The sequence below is a fragment of the Bradyrhizobium sp. CCGB12 genome, assembly GCF_024199845.1.
GTDB lineage: Bacteria > Pseudomonadota > Alphaproteobacteria > Rhizobiales > Xanthobacteraceae > Bradyrhizobium.
Map to the genome: position 1 here is coordinate 3,511,545 of NZ_JANADO010000001.1, position 19,913 is coordinate 3,531,457.

The 19,913-nt window shown below is 64.4% G+C and carries 18 protein-coding genes; 4 read left to right on the plus strand and 14 right to left on the minus strand.

The features are described 5' to 3' along the window. Window positions 1-149 precede the first annotated feature (149 nt). From NLM27_RS16925 to NLM27_RS16945, 5 genes are all read right to left on the minus strand, one after another. On the minus strand, window positions 150-2,078 hold the full coding sequence (locus tag NLM27_RS16925) for a potassium transporter Kup (RefSeq protein ID WP_254144384.1): 1,929 nt from the start codon (window positions 2,076-2,078) through the stop codon (window positions 150-152). Window positions 2,079-2,219: 141 nt separating this feature from the next. After that, window positions 2,220-4,118, minus strand: coding sequence for a potassium transporter Kup (locus tag NLM27_RS16930; RefSeq protein WP_254144385.1), 1,899 nt, complete (start codon window positions 4,116-4,118; stop codon window positions 2,220-2,222). A gap of 272 nt (window positions 4,119-4,390) precedes the next feature. After that, window positions 4,391-5,221, minus strand: coding sequence for a flagellar motor protein MotB (locus tag NLM27_RS16935; RefSeq protein ID WP_254144386.1), 831 nt, complete (start codon window positions 5,219-5,221; stop codon window positions 4,391-4,393). 23 nt (window positions 5,222-5,244) lie between these two features. Then, complete coding sequence (locus NLM27_RS16940) at window positions 5,245-6,018, minus strand: motility protein A (protein ID WP_254144387.1); 774 nt, start codon at window positions 6,016-6,018, stop codon at window positions 5,245-5,247. Between the two features lie 200 nt (window positions 6,019-6,218). Further along, entirely contained in the window at window positions 6,219-7,043 is an 825-nt protein-coding gene (locus NLM27_RS16945; protein WP_254144388.1) for an SDR family NAD(P)-dependent oxidoreductase, read from the minus strand. Window positions 7,044-7,145: 102 nt separating this feature from the next. On the opposite strand from NLM27_RS16945, the gene NLM27_RS16950 reads away from it, so the two are divergent. Then, window positions 7,146-7,439: a hypothetical protein gene (locus NLM27_RS16950; RefSeq protein WP_254144389.1), complete on the plus strand. Its 294-nt coding sequence runs from the start codon at window positions 7,146-7,148 to the stop codon at window positions 7,437-7,439. A 15-nt stretch (window positions 7,440-7,454) separates the two neighbouring features. On the opposite strand, the gene NLM27_RS16955 is transcribed toward NLM27_RS16950, so the two are convergent. From NLM27_RS16955 to NLM27_RS16970, 4 genes are all read right to left on the minus strand, one after another. Further along, on the minus strand, window positions 7,455-8,174 hold the full coding sequence (locus NLM27_RS16955) for an RraA family protein (RefSeq protein WP_254144390.1): 720 nt from the start codon (window positions 8,172-8,174) through the stop codon (window positions 7,455-7,457). Window positions 8,175-8,294: 120 nt separating this feature from the next. Next, on the minus strand, window positions 8,295-9,179 hold the full coding sequence (locus tag NLM27_RS16960) for a phosphatidylcholine/phosphatidylserine synthase (RefSeq protein ID WP_254144391.1): 885 nt from the start codon (window positions 9,177-9,179) through the stop codon (window positions 8,295-8,297). Window positions 9,180-9,265: 86 nt separating this feature from the next. Further along, a complete protein-coding gene (locus tag NLM27_RS16965; RefSeq protein ID WP_254144392.1) occupies window positions 9,266-9,964 on the minus strand; it encodes a phosphatidylserine decarboxylase in 699 nt (232 codons plus the stop codon). An 87-nt stretch (window positions 9,965-10,051) separates the two neighbouring features. Continuing rightward, entirely contained in the window at window positions 10,052-12,007 is a 1,956-nt protein-coding gene (locus tag NLM27_RS16970; protein ID WP_254144393.1) for an ABC transporter ATP-binding protein/permease, read from the minus strand. 201 nt (window positions 12,008-12,208) lie between these two features. On the opposite strand from NLM27_RS16970, the gene NLM27_RS16975 reads away from it, so the two are divergent. Further along, entirely contained in the window at window positions 12,209-12,814 is a 606-nt protein-coding gene (locus tag NLM27_RS16975; protein WP_254144394.1) for a TIGR00730 family Rossman fold protein, read from the plus strand. A gap of 3 nt (window positions 12,815-12,817) precedes the next feature. Here the strand turns inward: NLM27_RS16975 and NLM27_RS16980 are convergent, their stop codons facing one another. The 4 genes from NLM27_RS16980 to cysS form a co-directional block, all read right to left on the minus strand. Next, window positions 12,818-13,195, minus strand: coding sequence for a VOC family protein (locus NLM27_RS16980; protein ID WP_254144395.1), 378 nt, complete (start codon window positions 13,193-13,195; stop codon window positions 12,818-12,820). 135 nt (window positions 13,196-13,330) lie between these two features. After that, window positions 13,331-14,929: a citramalate synthase gene (gene cimA / locus NLM27_RS16985; RefSeq protein ID WP_254144396.1), complete on the minus strand. Its 1,599-nt coding sequence runs from the start codon at window positions 14,927-14,929 to the stop codon at window positions 13,331-13,333. Then, window positions 14,926-15,417, minus strand: coding sequence for a GNAT family N-acetyltransferase (locus NLM27_RS16990; protein ID WP_254144397.1), 492 nt, complete (start codon window positions 15,415-15,417; stop codon window positions 14,926-14,928). The genes cimA and NLM27_RS16990 overlap by 4 nt, the downstream gene beginning before the upstream one ends. A gap of 115 nt (window positions 15,418-15,532) precedes the next feature. Further along, a complete protein-coding gene (gene cysS / locus NLM27_RS16995) occupies window positions 15,533-16,915 on the minus strand; it encodes a cysteine--tRNA ligase (protein ID WP_254144398.1) in 1,383 nt (460 codons plus the stop codon). 291 nt (window positions 16,916-17,206) lie between these two features. Here cysS and NLM27_RS17000 point away from each other — a divergent pair, with 291 nt between their 5' ends. Both NLM27_RS17000 and NLM27_RS17005 read left to right on the plus strand, forming a co-directional pair. Further along, window positions 17,207-17,512, plus strand: a complete 306-nt coding sequence (locus NLM27_RS17000; RefSeq protein ID WP_254144399.1) for a hypothetical protein — start codon at window positions 17,207-17,209, stop codon at window positions 17,510-17,512. 131 nt (window positions 17,513-17,643) lie between these two features. Further along, window positions 17,644-18,837 carry a DUF2865 domain-containing protein gene (locus NLM27_RS17005; protein WP_254144400.1) on the plus strand — a complete coding sequence of 398 codons (1,194 nt, stop codon included), beginning with the start codon at window positions 17,644-17,646 and terminating at the stop codon, window positions 18,835-18,837. 53 nt (window positions 18,838-18,890) lie between these two features. Here NLM27_RS17005 and NLM27_RS17010 read toward each other — a convergent pair whose 3' ends face one another. After that, window positions 18,891-19,799, minus strand: a complete 909-nt coding sequence (locus NLM27_RS17010; protein ID WP_254144401.1) for a DUF2189 domain-containing protein — start codon at window positions 19,797-19,799, stop codon at window positions 18,891-18,893. Between the last annotated feature and the right edge of the window lie 114 nt (window positions 19,800-19,913).

The window sequence follows — 19,913 nt, forward strand, 5'->3', positions numbered from 1 at the left end:
TGTCGGCCGGGGCGATCCCGGCCGGCGGGCAACCTCGCCTCTCGGGACGCGAAAATCAAGCGCTACAAAGGCTTGAGCCGCACGGCGCAAGTTAAAGCTAAATCGCAGCGAGTTGAAGTGTGCTTTGAATCCTAGCCCGGATCGCCGGCTTAGATCGTCACCTGCGTTCCGACCTCGACCACGCGGCCGGAGGGGATCTGGAAATAGTCGGTGGCATCGTTGGCCGAGCGGCTCAGCGAAATGAACAGGCGGTCCTGCCAGCGCGGCATGCCGGAATGGGCCGCCGGCTTCAGCGCCCGCCGCGACAGGAAGAACGAGGTCGACATGATGTCGAACTGCCAGCCGAGCTTGCGGGCGATCGCCAGCGCCTTCGGCACGTTGGGCGATTCCATGAAGCCGAACTTCAGCGTCACCTTGGAGAAGGTCGGCGAGATCTGCTCCAGCCTCACCCGCTCGGCCGGGTCGATCCGCGGAGTCTGCGCGGTCTCGATGGTGAGAATGACATTCTTCTCGTGCAGGACCTTGTAGTGCTTCAGACTATGCATCAGCGCAGTCGGCGCACTGAGCGGGTCTGAGGTCAGGAACACGGCGGTGCCGGGCACGCGCTGCGGTGGCCGCTTCTCCAGCATTGCCACGAGGTCGGCGAGCGGGAACTCGAGCTTGCGCGACTTCTCGAACAGCAGCCGGCTGCCGCGCCGCCATGTGTACATCAGGACGATCATCAGTGCGCCGAGTGCCAGCGGCACCCAGCCGCCCTCGAACACTTTGAGCAGGTTGGCGGCGAGGAAGGTCAGGTCGAGGAACAGGAACGGCGCAATCAGGGCCGCGGCCGCAATGGGCGACCACCGCCAGACCTTCCAGACCACGACAAAGCCCATCATCGCCGTGACCACCATGGTGCCGGTGACGGAGATGCCGTAGGCGGACGCCAGCGCGCTCGAAGAGCGGAACAGCAGCACCAGCAGCACCACGGCGAGCAGCAAGAGCTGGTTGATGCGCGGAATAAAGATCTGGCCGGAATGAGCTTCAGATGTATGACGAATTTCGAAGCGGGGCAGCAGCCCGAGCTGAATCGCCTGGCGCGTCAGCGAATAGGCGCCGGTGATGACCGCCTGGCTCGCGATCACGGTCGCCATGGTAGCGAGCACGACCATGCAGCCGCGGAAGAAACCTTGCGGGAAGAGCTGGAAGAACGGGCTGACGATCGCGCCGGGATCGCTGAGGACGAGCGCCCCCTGCCCGAGATAGTTCAGCGCCAGCGATGGCAGCACGATGGACAGCCAGGCGGTCTGGATCGGCCGTTTGCCGAAATGGCCGAGGTCGGCATAGAGCGCCTCGGCGCCAGTGACCGCCAGGAACACCGCGCCCAGCGTCACGAAGCCGATGACGCCGTGGTGAAGCATGAATGACACGGCGTAGAGCGGGTTCAGCGCATACAACACCTGCGGCTGCATGATGATCGGATGGATCGCCGCCGCCGCGATGACCGCGAACCAGACGCACATGATCGGGCCGAAGAACGCGGCGACGCGGGCGGTGCCGCGCGACTGCACGGCGAACAGGCCGACCAGGATCGCAACGGTCAGCGGCACGATATAAGGCTCGAACCGCAGCGTGACGTCCTTCATGCCTTCGATCGCCGACAGCACCGAGAGCGCCGGCGTGATGACGGCATCGCCATAGAACAAGGCGCCGGAGATGATGCCGAGCAGGACAATGGTGGCCCCACCGGTGCCGACCGCGCGCTGCGCCAGCGCCATCAGCGCGAGCGTGCCGCCCTCGCCGTTATTGTCGGCGCGCAGCAGGATCACGACGTATTTGAGCGTCACCACGACGATGAGCGCCCACAGGATCAGTGAGAGCACGCCGAGCACGGCCGCAGGCGACGCGAGCCCTTCGGCGCCCGATGCCGCCATCACGGCCTCGCGGAACGCGTAGAGCGGGCTGGTGCCGATATCGCCATAGACGACGCCGATGCTGCCGAGGGTCAGCGCACCAAAACGGGCGGTGGTGTGGGCCTCGCCATGCCCGTTGGCCGCCGCCGTTTCCGGGGCGGAAATCGCTACGTCGCTTGTCATGGGAGAGCCCGGTGGCCTCTAGAAATGCTTCACTGCACAATGGCGGAAGAGCGCGGGGCTTATAGTCCTGCGCTGCCGGCATAGCCTAGCCCGATTCTGGACCATCGCCATGCAAAATTCGCATATCTCGGCCAATTACGTTCAAATAGTCACCTGGGTTCCGACTTCAACCACGCGCCCGGTGGGAATCTGGAAATAGTCGGTGGCGTCATTGGCCGACCGGCTGAGAGCGATGAAAATATGGTCCTGCCACAGCGGCATGCCCGATTGCGCCGAAGCCTTCAGCGACCTCCGCGACACGAAGAACGACGTCGACATGATGTCGAACTGCCAGCCCTGCTTGCGCGCGATCGCGAGCGCCTTCGGCACATTCGGCTGCTCCATGTAACCGAAGCGTAGGCGGACTTTCGAGAACTTGTCGCTGATCTTCTCCATGCGGAACCGCTCCGACAGATCGACGCGCGGTGTGTGCGCGGTCTCGATAGTGAGGACCACATTGTGCTCGTGAAGCACCTTGTTGTGCTTGAGATTGTGCAGGAGCGCGGTCGGCACGAAGGCGGGATCGCTGGTCAGGAACACCGCGGTACCCTTGACGATGTGCGGCGGCCGCTTCTCCAGGCTGCGGATCAGATCGTCCAGCGGCACCTCGATCCGGCGCGTTTTCTGGAGCAGGATGCCCGTCCCCTTGCGCCACGTCCAGATCGTCCCGGCCATGGCCGCGCCGAACAGTAGCGGGACCCACGCGCCTTCGAGCAGCTTGAGCAGATTGGCGCTGAAGAAGCTCATGTCGACGACGACGAAGGGAACGATCACGGCCGCGGCCGTCGCCGCGCGCCAGTTCCACAGCTTCCAGATCACGACGAAGCCCATGATGCCGTCGACGACCATGGTGGTGGAGACGGCGATGCCATAGGCCGAGGCCAGATTACTGGGCGTGTGGAACAGCAGCACCAGCAGCATCACGCCGATCAGCAGCAGCCGGTTGACGCGCGGCAGATAGATCTGGCCGGCATGGGTTTCGGAGGTGTAGCGCACCTCGAAACGCGGAAGCAGGCCGAGCTGCACCGCCTGATAGACCAGCGAATAGGCGCCGGTGATCACCGCCTGGCTCGCGATCACGGTCGCCGCGGTCGCAAGTCCGACCAGCGGCAGCACCAGACTCTCGGGCACCATGCGGTAGAACGAATGCTCGATCGCGCTGGGATCGGACAGCACCAGCGCGCCCTGCCCGAAATAGTTGATCAGCAGCGAGGGCAGCACGAAGAACATCCAGGCCGACTGGATTGGCTTGCGGCCGAAATGGCCGAGATCGGCGTAAAGCGCCTCGCCGCCGGTGACCGCGAGGAACACGGCGCCCAGCGTCACGAGGCCGATCGTGCCGTGCGACAGCAGGAATTGCAGCGCATAATAGGGATTGATCGCGGCGAGCACCGACGGATCGTCGGCGATGTGGACGGCGCCCATCACCGCAAGAACGGTGAACCAGACCACCATCACCGGCCCGAAGGCCGAGGCCACCAGCGCAGTCCCCTTGCTCTGAACCGCGAACAGCAACACCAGGATGATGACGGTCAGCGGTACGACATAGTGTTCGAAGGCGGGGGTCACGAGCTTCAGGCCTTGAACCGCCGATAGCACCGAAATTGCCGGCGTGATCATGGAATCGCCGATGAACATGGAGGCGCCGACTACGCCGAGGGCGAGCAGGAACCAGCTTCGCCGCCCCAGCGCGCGCTGGCCGAGTGCCATCAGCGAGAGCGTGCCGCCCTCCCCGTTATTGTCGGCGCGCAGCAGCAGCAGGACGTATTTAGCGGTGACGACGATAAAGAGCGCCCAGAGGATCAGCGAGAGCACGCCGAGCACCATGACCCGCGAGACCGGCTCGCCATGGGCCGCGCCCCTCATCGCCTCGTGGAACGCGTAGAGCGGCGAGGTGCCGATGTCGCCGAAGACGACGCCGATGCTCCCGAGCGTAAGGGCCCAAAAACCTGAAGTGACCGGCCCTTCTTGGGTCTCGGTCGATGTGATGCTCGCCGTCATGAGGGTGGAAAACGCTTCGTCCCTGAATTTGATCCGGCGCCTTTTGACGCTTCCTACGCGCCTGTCAATCGCACCATAGCAGGCGTCGAGACAGAAGCTGTGACGCCGCAGCAACTTTCATCGCCGGAGCGACGACATGCCTCAGGTAGGATGGTAGCGCAAGAGGCCTATTGTCCGAGCATGATCTTCGCGCAAACGCGTTCCGGGTTTGTCGCGAGGGAAAGCCGCGCCACACTTTGCGCCAATGCGGCCTTTCGGGTCCGGATCATGCTCTACGGCTTCAGATTCGGCGGCAGCGGCGGATCTTCCCGCATCAGGGTGATGGTCACCCGCCGGTTGGCCGCGAGCGAGGGATCGTCCGGAAACAGCGGCTGGGTGTCCGCCTTGCCGGAGACAGCGAAGATGTGCGACGGCGGCAGGCCTTCGCGTTCGAGGATCTGGCGCACCGCGTTGGCGCGGTCGGCCGACAGATCGAAGGCGCCGTAGTCGCTGCGGGTCGGCACGAACCCCGCCGCGGTGTGACCGGCGATGGAGACGCGGAGCGGCGTCGCCTTGAGCGGAATCGCAAGCTTCTCGATCAGGCGGCGGGTGCGGTCGTAAGGCACCCTGGAGCCGTCGGCGAACATCGAGCGGCCGTCCTGATCGACGATCTCGAGGTTGAGGCCCTGCTTGGTCTCCTCGAACATGATGTGCTTGGACATCTCCGTCAGTTCCGGCATGTCCTGCAAGGCTTGGCGCAGCGAGGCCGCGGCGAGCGCGAAATTGCGGTCGACCTTGATCTTCGCCCCGGACGTGCGGTCGCGATCCTCCTGGTCGGGCGTCGGCGTGTTGGAGGCATCCTCAGGCTGGATGTGGTCGACGTTCTTCAGCCGTGGACGGGTCGGCAGGCCATCGGACTCGACGATGCCGGAGTAGCGCGCTTCGCTCTGCACACCGAACGCCTCGCGCATCGAACCCGCGACGATCTTCAGCTTGTTGGCGTCTTGCGTGGAGAACGCGACCAGCATCACGAAAAACGCCAGCAACAGCGCCATAAGGTCGGCGAAGGTTACGAACCAGCCGTGGCCGCCACCGTGAGCATTGCCGCGCTTCTTCTTGGCCATCTCTCAAAATCCCGGCGACGGCCTCAAGCCGGTACCGGCTCGCCCTCGGTGTGACGATGCTTCTCCGGCAGATAGGCCAGCAGCATTTCGCGCACCAGGGTCGGGCTCTTGGAGTCGCGGATCATCAGGATGCCGTCGATGATCAGGGTGCGGTTCGTCTCTTCGTCGAGCAGCTTGCCATGCAGCTTGTCGGCAATGGGCAAGCAGATCAGGTTGGCGACAACGGCGCCGTACAACGTCGCCAGCAGCGCGGTGGCCATGAACGGACCGAGCTTGGAAGGATCCGACATGTTGGAAAACATCTGCACCATGCCGAGCAGCGTGCCGATCATGCCGAACGCCGGAGCGCAGTCGCCGACGGCGCGATAGATCTTGCTGCCTTCGTCGAGGTGCATCAGGAAGTTGTCGCGATCGCGCTCCAGATTGTCGCGAATGAAGTCGAGGTCGTAGCCGTCGGCGACGTAACGGATGCCCTTGGCGAGGAACGGCTCGTCAGTCTCGACCTTTTCGAGGCCCACCGGGCCCTGCTTGCGAGCGATTTCAGCGATGCGGGCGAGTTCGTCGACAAGGTCGTGGGCCGAAAGGCGGCTCAGGGTGAAGGCAAACTTTGCGCCGAGCGGCACGCCGTGCAGCATCGCAGACAATGGAAAGCGGATCATCGTTGCGGCGAACGAACCGCCGAAGATGACGATCACAGCGTGGATGTCGTAAAACATCCCGAAGCTGCCGCCCATCAAGATCAGGGTCGACACCACAACGGCGCCCGCCGCCAACCCGACAAGTGTTGCGATATCCATTATCGACTCCAACACGTACGCAACAACGGCCGTCCTGGCCGCTGGTGCGGCCCAACCCGAACCGCATCACGGACCCTAGAGCGCCGCCATTAAAGACGCGTAAAGGTTAAGTCTGGACAGTGTGGTATGCCGTGTCGCAGGCGTTGCGATTGCCGGCCGCCGGCAAAATCTCAACACTTTGCTAACCATAATCGGTCGCGCTAGGGCGATAGCCCCGTCAGCTTCAGGCTGAGCGCGCGCAGCCGCTTGCGCGCGTCGGCATCGTAGGCCTGCGGGTTCGCGCGCGCCTCGTTCATGCCGTTGAAGAACAGGCCGCTCTTGTCAGCGACATCGTCACCTTCAACGAGACGCAGGATCGCCGCACCACCTTGCTCCACGGTGGAAATCGGCGTGATGCCGCCGGCACGCACCATCGTGGTGTTCATGTAGGTCGCGGGATGCAGCGCGTTCACCGTGATGCCGGTGTCGCTCAATTCCTGCGCTAGATCGATCGTGAACATGATCTGCGCGAGCTTGCTCTGCGCATAGGCCCGGGAACCGCCGTAGCCCTTCGTGATCATGACGTCGTCGAAATCGATCGGATGCTGGCCGAGCGAGGCGACGTTGACGATGCGCGAAGGCGCCGCGGTCCTCAACAACGGCAGCATCAGATAGATGAGCAAGAAACCGGCGAGATAGTTCACGGCAAATCGCAGCTCGTGACCGTCGACACTTGTCTGCCGCTGCGGCCCGTCATTCTGCGAGCCGATGCCGGCATTGCTGACGAGGACATCGAGGTGCTGGTGATCACGCTGGACCGCCTCCGCGAGCCTACGCGTGCCCGACATTGACGACAGGTCGGCCTGATAGAACGTCGCCGCGGCACCGCCCGCCCTCGCGATTTCGTCGATCAGCGTCTTGGCGCGAGCGGCGTCACGGCCATGGATCAGGACCCTCGCGCCTTGTTCAGCCAGCCGGCGCGCGACATAGCGGCCGACGCCGTCTGTGGAACCGGTAATCAGGACCGTTTTGTCCGTCATCTTCATTGTTGCGCCCTCCGGCTGCGGCCCTGCGTCACATCCGTGACGAGGTATCGCGGGGGTATTCTATCGCCGTACGGCATGCTCCATCGTGGGAGCCAGTTTGCCATGTTGACGCTGTTCGGCCTTCTCACCGCGCTGCCCGCGGTGCTGTCGCTCCATCTGCTTGAGCCGGAGCTGGTTCTGCCGGCGTTCAGCGTCCTGCTTTTTATCGAGGCCGGCTTCGCCGTGCTCGCGGCGCGGCTGATTCATCTCCCTGATAATGCGGATAACATCACCCTGTGGGATCTTGCCGGCGGCTTCACCCTGATCGGATGCGCCGCCGCAGTGTTCGGGGAGCCGGATCAGGCCGCCCTGTTCCTGACGGAACAAGGCGACCCTCGACCCGCATCCCGGCCGTAGGCCTCATTCAGACGCTTAGTGGATTTCGGCCGAGCGCTTCAGCGCGGCCTTGAGCTTCTCCAGCGAGAAGTCGGGGCTACGGGCGATCTCCAGGATCGGCGTCTCGCGGCGGCCACACAGCTCGGCAGCATCCGGCAGCTTTGCGGCGATGTCGAGCGGGATCACGATGGCGCCGTGCTGGTCGGCGTGAATGAGATCGTCCGACCTCACGGTCATGCCGGCGACGCGCACCTCGCCGCCAAAGCTTTCGGCATGCACCCAGGCATGCGACGGGCCGATCGAACCGGCCAGCGCCTGGAAGCCCGGGGCCCATTGCGGGATGTCGCGGATCGAGCCGTCGGTGATGACGCCGAGGCAGCCGAGCGCCTTGTGCACGTTGCTCTGCACCTCGCCCCAGAACGCGCCGTAACCGACATCGGGACCGTCGATGTCCTGGATCACCGAGATACGGGGACCGTGACCGGTGCCGACATACTCGTAATATTCGATGCGGCGCTTGGACTGCTCCTCGGCAGGAAGCGAGGATTTCAGCACCGAGCGGATCGCAACCGTTCGGGCGTAGCCGACGATCGGCGGCAGGTTAGGGAACGGGCAGACCAGCTGCTTGGTGGTGTAGCCGATCAGCCGCCTCTCGGGCGCGACGATCTCCATGGCGTTGCAGATCGTCGGCGTGTCATAGCGGCCCAGCGCCTCGAGGACGGAAGCGGGCAGCGGCCCGGTCGCGGTATCAGTCACGGCGTTCTCTCCCAGATTGGCGGCCGCTGTTGGCGCGCCGCCGGCACAGGGCGATATAGCCGAGATCGAGCCTCAACCCAACTCAGCGCGCTCTCATGGCAGATATCCGCGTGTGGCCGCTCAGTGCAGCCGTCCGGGCCGGTCGTCGTCGTCGTGCGGCGGCTCCGACAAATTGGCCAGCGTCGGCGCCGAGGGCGGCGACGGGACCTCGCCACCCGAGGGAGTTGCAGCTTCCATCGCACGCGCCTGATCGCGGTAGGATTTGTAGCCGAGCGGCAGGCAGAGCAGATAGAGCACCGTGCCGATCGACAGCACATGCCAGGGATAGGCGATCAAGAGCGCGATGAAGACGATGACGGCGACGAACGCCGGCAGCACCAGCTCGGGCGGCACGCGCATGCGCTTGGTCTTGCCGGAGAACACCGGCAGGCGCGACACCATCAGGAACGCGATAAGCAGCGTATAGGCGGCGGTCACCGCTACGGGCCAGCGCCCGAGGTCCAGGAACGCGACGTAGATCGGCAGCAGCACGGTGATCGCGCCAGCCGGCGCCGGCACGCCGGTGAAGAAATTGGCGGCGAAGGCCGGCTTGTTGGGATCGTCCATGGTGGCGTTGAAGCGCGCCAGACGCAGACCGCCGGAGATCGCGAACACCATCGCGGCGATCCAGCCGGCATTGCCGAGCTCGTGCAACTGCCAGAAATACAGCATCAGGCCCGGCGCCACGCCAAAATTGACGAAGTCGGCGAGGCTGTCGAGCTCGGCGCCGAACTTGGACTGGCCCTTGATCATGCGCGCGATGCGACCGTCGATGCCATCGAGCGCGGCCGCGAACACAATGGCGTAGACGGCGAGCGACATCCGCCCCTCGATCGACAGCCGGATCGAGGTCAAGCCGGCGCAGATCGCCAGCAGCGTGATGACGTTCGGCACCAGCATCCGCACCGGAATCGGGCGGAACCGCCGGCGGCGCGTATCGGGGTCCTTGAAATCATAGGGCGTCATGGCTCGTCCTCACCTCAAGGCGAGATATAGCAAGCCGCGCCCCCCTCCGCCATTGCGGCGGAAAGCCCATAAGCACCGACTATTGGTTAATTGGCGCGGTAGGCGCGGCTCGGATCGTCTCCGGAAAGATCGGCCAAAATCGTCTCGCCGGCGATCGCGGTCTGCCCTTCCGACACCAGCGCCTTGGTGCCCAAAGGCAAATAGACGTCGAGGCGCGAGCCGAAGCGGATCAGGCCGAAGCGCTCGCCGGCGCCGATCGCCTGCCCTTCCTTGACGAAACAGACGATGCGCTTGGCGACGAGGCCGGCGATCTGGATCACGCCGATCCGCGCCGTCGGCGTCGTGATCACCAGCGAGTTGCGCTCATTGTCCTCGCTCGCCTTGTCCAGCTCGGCGTTAATGAACAGACCGGGCCGGTAGGCGATGCGGTCCACCCTGCCCGCGATCGGGCTGCGATTCACGTGGCAGTTGAATACGCTCATGAACACCGATATGCGCGGCAGCGGCCGGTCGCCGAGCCCGAGCTCGGCCGGCGGCAGCGCCATGGTGATCATCGAGACGCGGCCGTCGGCCGGCGACACCACGAGCCCCTCGCGCACCGGCGTCACGCGAACAGGGTCGCGGAAGAACAGCGCGCACCACACGGTCAGGATCGTGCCGATCCACCCCAGCGGCGACCACAGCCAGAACAGGATCAGGCTTGCCAGCGCAAAGCCGCCGATGAAGGGATAGCCCTCCTTGTGGATCGGCGGGATCTGACGCTGGATCGAATCGAGAATGGACATCGCAATCTGCCGCTAACCGGTTGACGGCGCACGGGGCCATCCCGCGCGGTGGAGTTGTTTAGGCCAGAGTTGGGACCGGAGACAAGGTCACTCCGCCGCCGCAGGCGTCGTCAGGGCGTCATCGACCGGCGGCGGCTCCCGGTTGAGCGCCTCGCTGCTGTCGGCCATCTTGGCCAGTTTCTCCCGTGCCGCCTCGGCCTCGCGCTGCCTGTTCCACATGCTGGCATAGAGACCGGCATGCGCGAGCAGTCTGGCGTGGGTACCGCGCTCGGCGATCCGGCCCTGGTCCAGCACGATGATCTCGTCGGCGCCGACGATGGTCGAGAGCCGGTGCGCGATCACCAGCGAGGTGCGATTCTTGGCCACGCGGTCGAGCGCGCCCTGGATCTCGTGCTCGGTATGGGTGTCGAGCGCCGAGGTTGCCTCGTCCAGCACCAGGATCGGCGGCGCCTTCAAGACAGTGCGCGCGATCGCGACCCGCTGCTTCTCGCCACCCGACAGCTTCAACCCCCGCTCGCCGACCTGGGTCTCGTAGCCCATCGGCGCCATGCGGATGAAATGATCGATCTGCGCCAGCCGCGCCGCCTCTTCGACCTCGGAATCGCTGGCGTCCCAGCGGCCGTAGCGGATGTTGTAGCGGATGGTGTCGTTGAACAGCACGGTATCCTGCGGCACCATGCCGATCGACGCACGCAGCGAATCCTGTGTGACCGCACGGATATCCTGGCCGTCGATCAAGATCTTGCCGCCGGAGACGTCGTAGAGACGGAACAGCAGGCGCGAGATCGTCGACTTGCCCGCACCGGACGGACCGACGATCGCGACCGTCTTGCCGGCCGGCACCTCGAAGCTGATGCCTTTCAGGATCGGACGTGTCGGCTCATAGGCAAAGCGCACGTCCTCGAAGCGCACGGTGCCGGCGGAGACGACCAGCGGCTGCGCATCCGGCATGTCCTTGATCTCGGCCTCGCGGCCCAGCACATTGAACATCTTCTCGATGTCGATGATCGCCTGCTTGATCTCGCGATAGACCATGCCCATGAAATTCAGCGGCTGGTAGAGCTGGATCATCATGGCGTTGACCAGCACGAAATCGCCGACCGTGTTGGTGCCGTTGCGCACGCCGATCGCGCACATCAGCATGGTCGCGGTCAGGCCCAGCGTGAAGATCACGGCCTGGCCGGTGTTGAGCACGGCGAGCGAGGTATAGCTGTGCACGCTCGCCTCCTCGTAACGCGCCACCGACCTGTCGTAACGCTGCGCCTCGCGCGATTCCGCATTGAAGTATTTGACGGTCTCGTAGTTGAGCAGCGAGTCGATCGCCTTCGTGTTCGCCTCGGTGTCGGAATCGTTCATCTTGCGGCGGATGCCGATCCGCCACTCGGTCGCGATATAGGTGTAGTACATGTAGAGCGTGACCGTGATCAGGGTCGCAACCACGTAGCGCCAGTCGAACTGCCAGAGCAGCACGGCCATCAAGAGCGTGACCTCGACGATGGTCGGGATCAGCTGCAGAATCACCATCCGCACGATGACCTCGATGCCCTCGCGGCCGCGCTCGAGCACGCGCGTCAGGCCGCCGGTCTTGCGCTCGAGATGGAAGCGCAGCGACAGCTCGTGCATGTGGATGAAGGTGATGCTCGCAAGCTTGCGCACCGCATGCATGGCGACGCGGGCGAAGATACCGTCGCGCCACTGCGTCAGCACCGCCATCAGGATGCGCATCACACCGTAGCTCGCGGTCAGCACGAGCGGCGCGGCGATCACCCAGAGATGCCAGTTGTCGGCCTGCACCGGCGCGGTGTTGGCGCCGGTCAGGGCATCCGTCGCCCATTTGAAGCTGAACGGCACCGTCAGCGTGATCAGCTTGGCCGCGAGCAGCAGCACCATCGACCAGATCACGCGCATCTTCAGATCGAAGCGGTCGCCCGGCCAGATATAGGGCCACAGATGCGCCAGCGTGCCCATCAGCGTGGCCCCGGCCGGCTGCTCGCCAACGGGATCTGGAACGTCGGCGCCGTCGAACGATTGAGGTTGATCCATCCAGAAGCCTGAAAGCCCGCCGGATGCGGGCGTCGCTGCGATTAACGATTTTCGTCCGTCATATAGAGACTTCCCGATGCCAGCGCACCCCGCCAGATGGCGAATCTTCGATTGTTTGTCGCCATTTACCGGTAGATTCCCGGAAGTCCCGAATCACCGATAGGGCTTGACGCCTCTTCGCTGCAATGCATCATGGCACCAATGAGCACGATCAAAACCGTCTGTGTCTATTGCGGCTCCGGCCCCGGAACCAATCCCCGCTTCACCGAAGGTGCCAAAGCGTTCGGCAAGGCGCTCGCCGAGAACAGCATCCGCCTGGTCTATGGCGGCGGCTCGCTCGGTCTGATGGGCTCGGTCGCAACTTCAGTCCTCGATAACGGCGGCACCGTCACCGGCATCATTCCTGAATTCCTGCGGATGCGCGAGAATGCGCTGACTCGCGTGCAGGAGATGATCGTCACCCCCGACATGCATGAGCGCAAGCGGCTGATGTTCGAACGCTCCGACGCCTTCGTGGCGCTGCCAGGAGGCGTCGGCACGCTGGAGGAGCTGGTCGAGCAGTTGACCTGGAAGCAGCTCGGCCGTCACGCCAAGCCGGTGCTGCTCGCCAATATCGACAATTTCTGGGAGCCGCTGTTCTCGCTGCTGTCGCATATGCGACAGACCGAGTTCATCCGTGCCGGCCTCTCGGTCGACATCCTCAAGGCCGATCGGGTCGAGGACATTCTGCCGAAGCTGAAGACGGCAGCCGCCCAGATCGCCGAGTCGGAAAAGCAGCTCGCTCCGGAAGTCGCGCGCAAGCTTTGACGGCTACTCGCCCGGAAACGTCACCGCCTCGATCCGGTTACCATCGGGATCGGTGACGAAGGCCGCGTAGTAGCGCACGCGATCGTGCGGGCGGATGCCCGGCGCGCCGTCGGAGGCACCACCGGTGGACAGCGCGGCGGCGTGAAATGCATCGACCTCATCAGTCGTCTTCGCCCGCAGGCAAATGTGCACGCCGCTCTCCGATGCTACGGCCGGCATGCCCTCGCGCAGATTGATCCAGAACTCCGGATAGGCCTTGCCGAAGCCGACCGTCCGCGGCCGCGTCACGAGACGCGTAAGGCCGAGGGCCGCGAGCGTGCCCTCGTAGAATTTGGCGGCGCGGTCGAGATCGCTGACGCCGAAGGAGATGTGGTCGATCATGTCCGTGCCCTCTCCTCCTCGTCATTGCGAGCGCAGCGAAGCAATCCAGAATCCCTCCGCGGTGACACTCTGGATTGCTTCGCTTCGCTCGCAATGACGGCGTTTGTGGCGCCGCCGTCACCCACGTCGACAATCCTACGCCGGCGCGCCCGATTTCACGAGCTTGTAGATCACCGAATCCATCAGCGCCTGGAACGAGGCGTCGATGATGTTGGGGGACACGCCCACCGTGGTCCAGCGGTCGCCGTTCTCGTCCTCGCTCTCGATCAGGACGCGCGTGACCGCGCCGGTGCCGCCGTTGAGGATACGCACGCGGTAGTCGATCAGCGTCAAGCCCTCGATGTATTTCTGGTACTTGCCGAGGTCTTTTCGCAAGGCAACGTCGAGCGCGTTGACGGGGCCGTTGCCTTCCGCCGCCGAGATCAGGCGCTCACCGGCGACGTCGACCTTGACCACGGCGAGCGCCACGGTGACGCGTTCGCCGAGCGCGTTGTAGCGCTGCTCGACATTGACGTCGAACTGCTCGACCTCGAAATAATGCGGCACCTTGCCGAGCGTGCGACGCGCCAGCAGCTCGAACGAAGCATTGGCGGATTCATAGGCGTAACCTTGCGCCTCGCGCTCCTTCAACTCCTCGACGAGGCGCGTCAGCTTCGGATCGCTCTTCTCGTAGGGAATGCCGGCGCGGTCGAGCTCGGCGATGACATTGGAGCGTCCGGCCTGGTCGGACACCAGCACCTTGCGGTGATTGCCGACCAACTCCGGCAGCACGTGCTCGTAGGTCTGCGGGTCCTTCAGCACGGCCGAGGCGTGAATGCCGGTCTTGGTCACGAAGGCGCTCTCGCCGACATAGGCCGCATGCCGGTTTGGCGCGCGGTTGAGCATGTCGTCGAGCGTGCGCGAGACCTTGACGAGTGTTGCCAGCTTCTCGATCGTGACGCCGATCTCGAAGGTGTCGGCAAAATCCTTCTTCAATTTCAGCGTCGGGATCAGCGAGCAGAGATTGGCATTGCCGCAGCGCTCACCAAGGCCGTTGAGCGTACCCTGGATCTGCCGCGCGCCGGCCCGCACCGCGGCAAGCGAATTTGCCACCGCCTGCTCGGTGTCGTTATGGGCGTGGATGCCGACATGATCGCCGGGGATGTGTTTCGTCACTTCAGTGACGATGGCCCCGACCTCGTCAGGCATGGTGCCGCCATTGGTGTCGCACAGCACCACCCAGCGCGCGCCGGCCTCATAGGCGGCCTTGGCGCAGGCGAGCGCAAAGCTGGCGTCCTCCTTGTAGCCGTCGAAGAAATGCTCGCAGTCGAGCATCACCTCGCGCCCTGCGGCCTTCGCCGCCGCAACGCTGTCGCGGATCGAGGCGAGATTCTCGTCCTTCGTCGTCTCCAGCGCGACGCGTACCTGATAGGCCGAGGATTTTGCCACGAAGCAGATTGCGTCGGCCTTTGCTTCCAGCAGCCCGGCAACGCCGGGATCGTTGGAGACGGAGCGCCCTGCCCGGCGCGTCATGCCGAACGCCGTGAAGCGCGCATGGGCGAGCTTGGGCTTGGAGCCGAAGAACTCGGTGTCGAGCGGATTGGCGCCGGGATAGCCGCCCTCGACATAGTCGATGCCGAGATCATCGAGCATCGCCGCGATGACCTGCTTGTCAGTCAGCGTGAAATCGACGCCATTGGTCTGGGCCCCGTCGCGCAGGGTGGTGTCGAACAGATAAAGGCGCTCCTTGCTCATTGCCCCGCTCCGAGCGTCTTCTTCATGGTGGTGTTGGCGAGCCACTCGTCGTTGATGGTGACGCTGTTGCGCTGCTGGGCCGTGTAGCCGCGCTTGGCGAAGAAGTTTTGGGCGGTGTCGCTGGCATCGACCGAAAGACTTGTCGCGCCACGGCCGCCTGCAAGCTTCTCCAGCGCGTCGACCAGCATGGTCGCGATGCCCTGCCCGGCCACCGCCGGATGCACGTAGAGCATGCGGACGTGATCGTTGCCGCGCAGCGAGGCGAAGCCGACCGGCGAGCCCTCGAGCGTCGCGATCAGCGTCAGGTCGGAGGCGAGCCGCTTGCCGAACTCCTCGTCCTCGGCGGCAGCCATCCAGGCTTCCTGCTGTGCCTCGCTATAGTCGTCGCCGGTCAGCTCCTCGATGCTGGCGGTGAAGATCGCAGCGAGCACCGGCACGTCATCAGGCAGGAACGGCCGCAAGCCGGGCTTTGGTAAAGCTTGTCCCATCGTCTTCACCACATCCCAAAGAGTTTCAGCACGATCGCCACGGCGGCGCCGAGCAGCAGGATTTTCAGCGCTATGTAATAGAGCCAGTGCCGTGGGAAAGGCGTGTCGGGCCGCTTCATCGCGCAATCTCCCAGGTCGTGCCGTCCTTGGAGTCCTTGATCGCAACGCCCATCGCGGCGAGCAGGTCGCGGATGCGGTCGGACTCCCCAAAGTCCTTGCGCGCACGCGCAGCCGTTCGCTCCGCAATCAGGCGCTCGACCTCCTTTGCATCGATGCCGCTCGCCTGCTGCTTGCGGCCTTCCCATTGCGCAGCGCTCTCGGAGAGAAAGCCGAGCAGCCGCAATGATCCCGCCAACGCATTCACGTCGCTGCCGCGCAGGCCGTGCAGCGCCGCGATCGCCAGCGACGTGTTGAGGTCGTCGAGCAGCGGCTCGACCACGGACGCGGCCGGCCTGCCGGGCTCGACGTCGGCGGCGACGCGATACCAGTCGTCTAGCGTCTTGGCGCTCTCCTCCAGCGACTTCATGGTCCAGTCGATCGGCGAGCGGTAATGCGTCTTCAGCATGTTCAGGCGCAGCACCTCGCCCGGCCAATCCGCAAGCAGTTCATGGATGGTGATGAAGTTGCCGAGGCTCTTCGACATCTTCTCGCTCTCCACCTGGAGGAAGCCGTTGTGCATCCAGTAGTTCGCCATGCGCTGCTGGTGAAAGGCGCAGCAGGTCTGCGCGAGCTCGTTCTCGTGATGCGGAAACACGAGATCGATGCCGCCACCATGGATGTCGAAATGCTCGCCGAGATGTTTCCAGGCCATGGCCGAGCACTCGATATGCCAGCCCGGACGTCCCTCAGCCTTGATGCCGGCCGGAGACGGCCAAGACGGCTCGCCGGGCTTGGACGGCTTCCACAGCACGAAGTCGGTGTTGCCCTTCTTGTAGGGCGCGACATCGACGCGGGCGCCGGCGACCATCTCGTCCAGCGAGCGATTGGATAGCGCGCCATAGCGCGGCAGGTCGGAATTGGTCGCGTTCATCGCCTGCGGCGAGAACAGCACATGATCCTCGGCGACATAGGCAAAGCCGCCGACGACCAGTCTTTCAATGATCTCGCGCATCTCACCGATATGTTCGGTCGCACGCGGCTCGACGCTCGGCCGGAGCGCACCAAGCGCATCAACATCGGCGTGAAACTGCCTGCCGGTCTGCTCGGTGACCTTGCGAATGGCCTCGTTCAGCGGCAGGCCGGGAAAATCCCGCGCGGCGCGGTCATTGATCTTGTCGTCGACGTCGGTGATGTTGCGGACATATTTGACGTGCGCCTCGCCGTAGAGATGGCGCAGCAGCCGAAACAGCACGTCGAACACGATCACCGGCCGCGCATTGCCGATATGGGCGAAGTCGTAGACGGTCGGTCCGCAGACATACATGCGGACGTTGCTCGCATCGAGCGGTGCAAAGGTCCGCTTTTCCCGGCTCAGCGTATCGTAAAGGCGCAATTCCATATGGATACCCGTCGGCTGTTGGCCGGGCGTCCAGGGCTCTCAATGGTTTTGAGAAAAGACGGCTCCAGCCAGCGAATCGCTAGCTCGTAATCTCGCGGCAAATGGCGCAAATGGCGAGGAGACCGTTCATGAGGCGACATATGGGCTATGAGGCGGCCCCGCGTCAAGAGAGCCGCGAAAACGCCGCCCTATCTCCGCAAAGCGAGCAGTCCGTCGCGATGGTTCATGATCCCCTAACCATTTGAGCCCATTCTGGAACTGGCAGTTCCTTTTCGGCCCCCAGGTGTTTTCATGCGATCCCTATGCGCGCTCATTTTCGGCGCCTCTGTCATTGCGGCATCCAGCGCTTGCGCCGAGACACGCGTCTTCATCATCGCCAACCAGGCGGATGGCTACGGGGTCGACCAGTGCCTGGCCAAGGGCGACAAATGCGGCGCCTCCGTCGCGCGCACCTACTGCCAGTCACGAGATTTTGCCCAAGCCTCGGCCTATCGCCGGGTCGATCCCGACGAAATTACAGGCTCCGTCCCCAAATCCGGCGCAAACTGCTCCCATGGCCGTTGCGATGAGTATGTCGCAATCACCTGCCAGCGCTGAATTCGCTCGGAACTGGCGGACCTTAGGACCAGTCTTCGGCCCCTGAAACGACGTGACGATGCCGCAGGAAGCGGCTATGGGAGGGCGCGCTTCGGCCCTCCAAAGTCATGCCGGGCCGTGACCTCGCTAGAATGGCGGATATGCCTGAATTTTTGTCCCTGTCCCGTGCCCGTTTCGTCCTTGCCTGCACCGTGCTCTTGAGCACCGCCGTGCTCGCCACCAGCGCTTTTGCGCAGGCCGGCCCGCCCGGCCCGCCGCCTCAGCCCGGCCAGAACGGGCTCGGGCCGAATCCGATGTGCGTGCGACTGGAAGGCCAGCTCGCTGCGCTCGATCGCGGCGGCGGCGGTGACCCCGCACGCGAAGAGCAGATCCGCCGTTACCAGGATTCCCAGACCCGTCAGCAGGCCGAGCTCGACCGCGTCACCATGCAGGCCAAGCGCATGGGCTGCGATTCCTCCGGCTTCTTCTCGCTGTTCGGCGGCCAGCAAGCGCAATGCGGCCCGGTCAACACGCAAATCCAGCAGATGCGCGCCAATCTGGACCAGATCACTAGCAATCTCGAGCGGCTGCGCGGCGGTGGTCCCGGCGGCGTCAGTCCGGAGCGCGACAGCCAGCGGCGCTCGGTGCTGCTGGCGCTGGCGCAGAACAATTGCGGCCCGCAATACGCCAACGCCGCCCAGTCCCAGGGCGGCGGCAACTTCCTGAGCAATCTGTTCGGCGGCAACAGCGCGGGCAATCCGCAAGCCGTGCCGCCTTCCGATCTCGGCCCGCAATCGCAATCCGGCACCTTCCGCACCGTGTGCGTGCGCACCTGCGACGGCGCCTATTTCCCGATCTCGTTTGCGACCGTGCCGGCGCGCTTCCCCGACGACGAGAGGACGTGCAAGGCGCTGTGCCCCGCCGCGGAAGCCGTGCTCTACACCCATCGCAATCCCGGCGAAGACATGAACTCCGCGGTCTCCATCAGCGGCCAGCCCTACACGGCGCTCCCGGCCGCGTTCAAATTCCGCAGCGAGTTCAACCCGTCCTGCTCCTGCAAGGCCGCGGGACAGACCTGGGCGGATGCGCTCAAATCGGCCGACGACAAGGCGGCGGCCGAGCAGCAAGGCGACATCATCGTCACCGAGGAGAGCGCCAAGAAGATGCAGCAGCAGCGACTCAACAAGGGCACGCCTGCGAATGCCAAGAAGGGTGCGACTCCGGCGCCGACCACGGCAGCTGCACCCGCGGCAACGGCGCCGGCGGATACCGGCACCACCGCCAACTCCGACAACAAGCCGATCCGTTCGGTCGGCCCGACCTTCCTGCCGCAGCAGCAGAAGTAGGCCCTAACCCTCATGCCCTGCGAATGCGGTCGCCGCGCGCGGCCGTTTCACTGTTACTGCTTACCCTCCCGGCTCCACGGGAAGAGATTGGCCGGAAAGTCCGCCGCGTAGCGCTTTCCCTTCGGGGGCAGCGGTAGCTCGTCCGGTGGATTCGGATTCGGCTCAACCACCCGCCGATAGAGGTGCCAAGTGGCATGACCGAGTACCGGCAGAACAACAGCGAGACCGACGAAGAGCGGTAGCGAGCCGATCACGAGCAGCACCGCCACGGTGAGGCCCCATCCGGCCATCGCAACCGGATTCGCCGCAACCGCTCGGAGCGACGTGCGGATCGCGTCGATCGCAGTCGCATGCCGGTCGAGCATCAACGGAAACGACACGACGCTGACGCACAAGGCCACAACCGCAAACAGGAAGCCGACACCGCAACCGACGATGATGAGCGACCAGCCTTCCGGCGTCGTCAGCACGCGCGTTGCAAAGTCAGGAATAGTTGCGGCCGCCGCGTGACCGAAGATGGTGACATAGATTGCGTTCGCGACACCGATCCAGGCCCCGAACAGGACCAGCAGAAGTATGCCGAGCTCGACCATGGCGCCGAACGATGGTGCGCGCAGCACCTTGATCGCATCCCATGCATCGACCTCCTCGCCACGCTCGCGACGCCGGCTGAGTTCGTAGAGACCGATCGCGGCGAAAGGGCCGATCAAGGCAAAGCCGGCAGCCAGCGGAAACAGTAGCGGCAGCACCGAATAGCCGAGAACCATCCTGAACAGGACGAGACCGAGAACGGGATAAATCACGCACACGACGAGTGCGTGACTCGGCATTGCCTTGAAATCTTCCCAACCCAGGCGCAGCGCCGCACCGAGGTCAGACAGGCTGATCTTGCGAACGGGATAGGAGGCCGCTTCGCCGAAGATGTGCCGTCTTACGATGTTGTCGGAATACAGAGTGGCCATGGACGCACCCTCCCTGCTGAAAGTCGCGGCGGTGAAACGACGCGCTCTCCAGCCACGCGTGTCCGCCTCTTGAGCGAGAAACGCGATCGGGCTGAGTACGGCAAACCCAGGTTC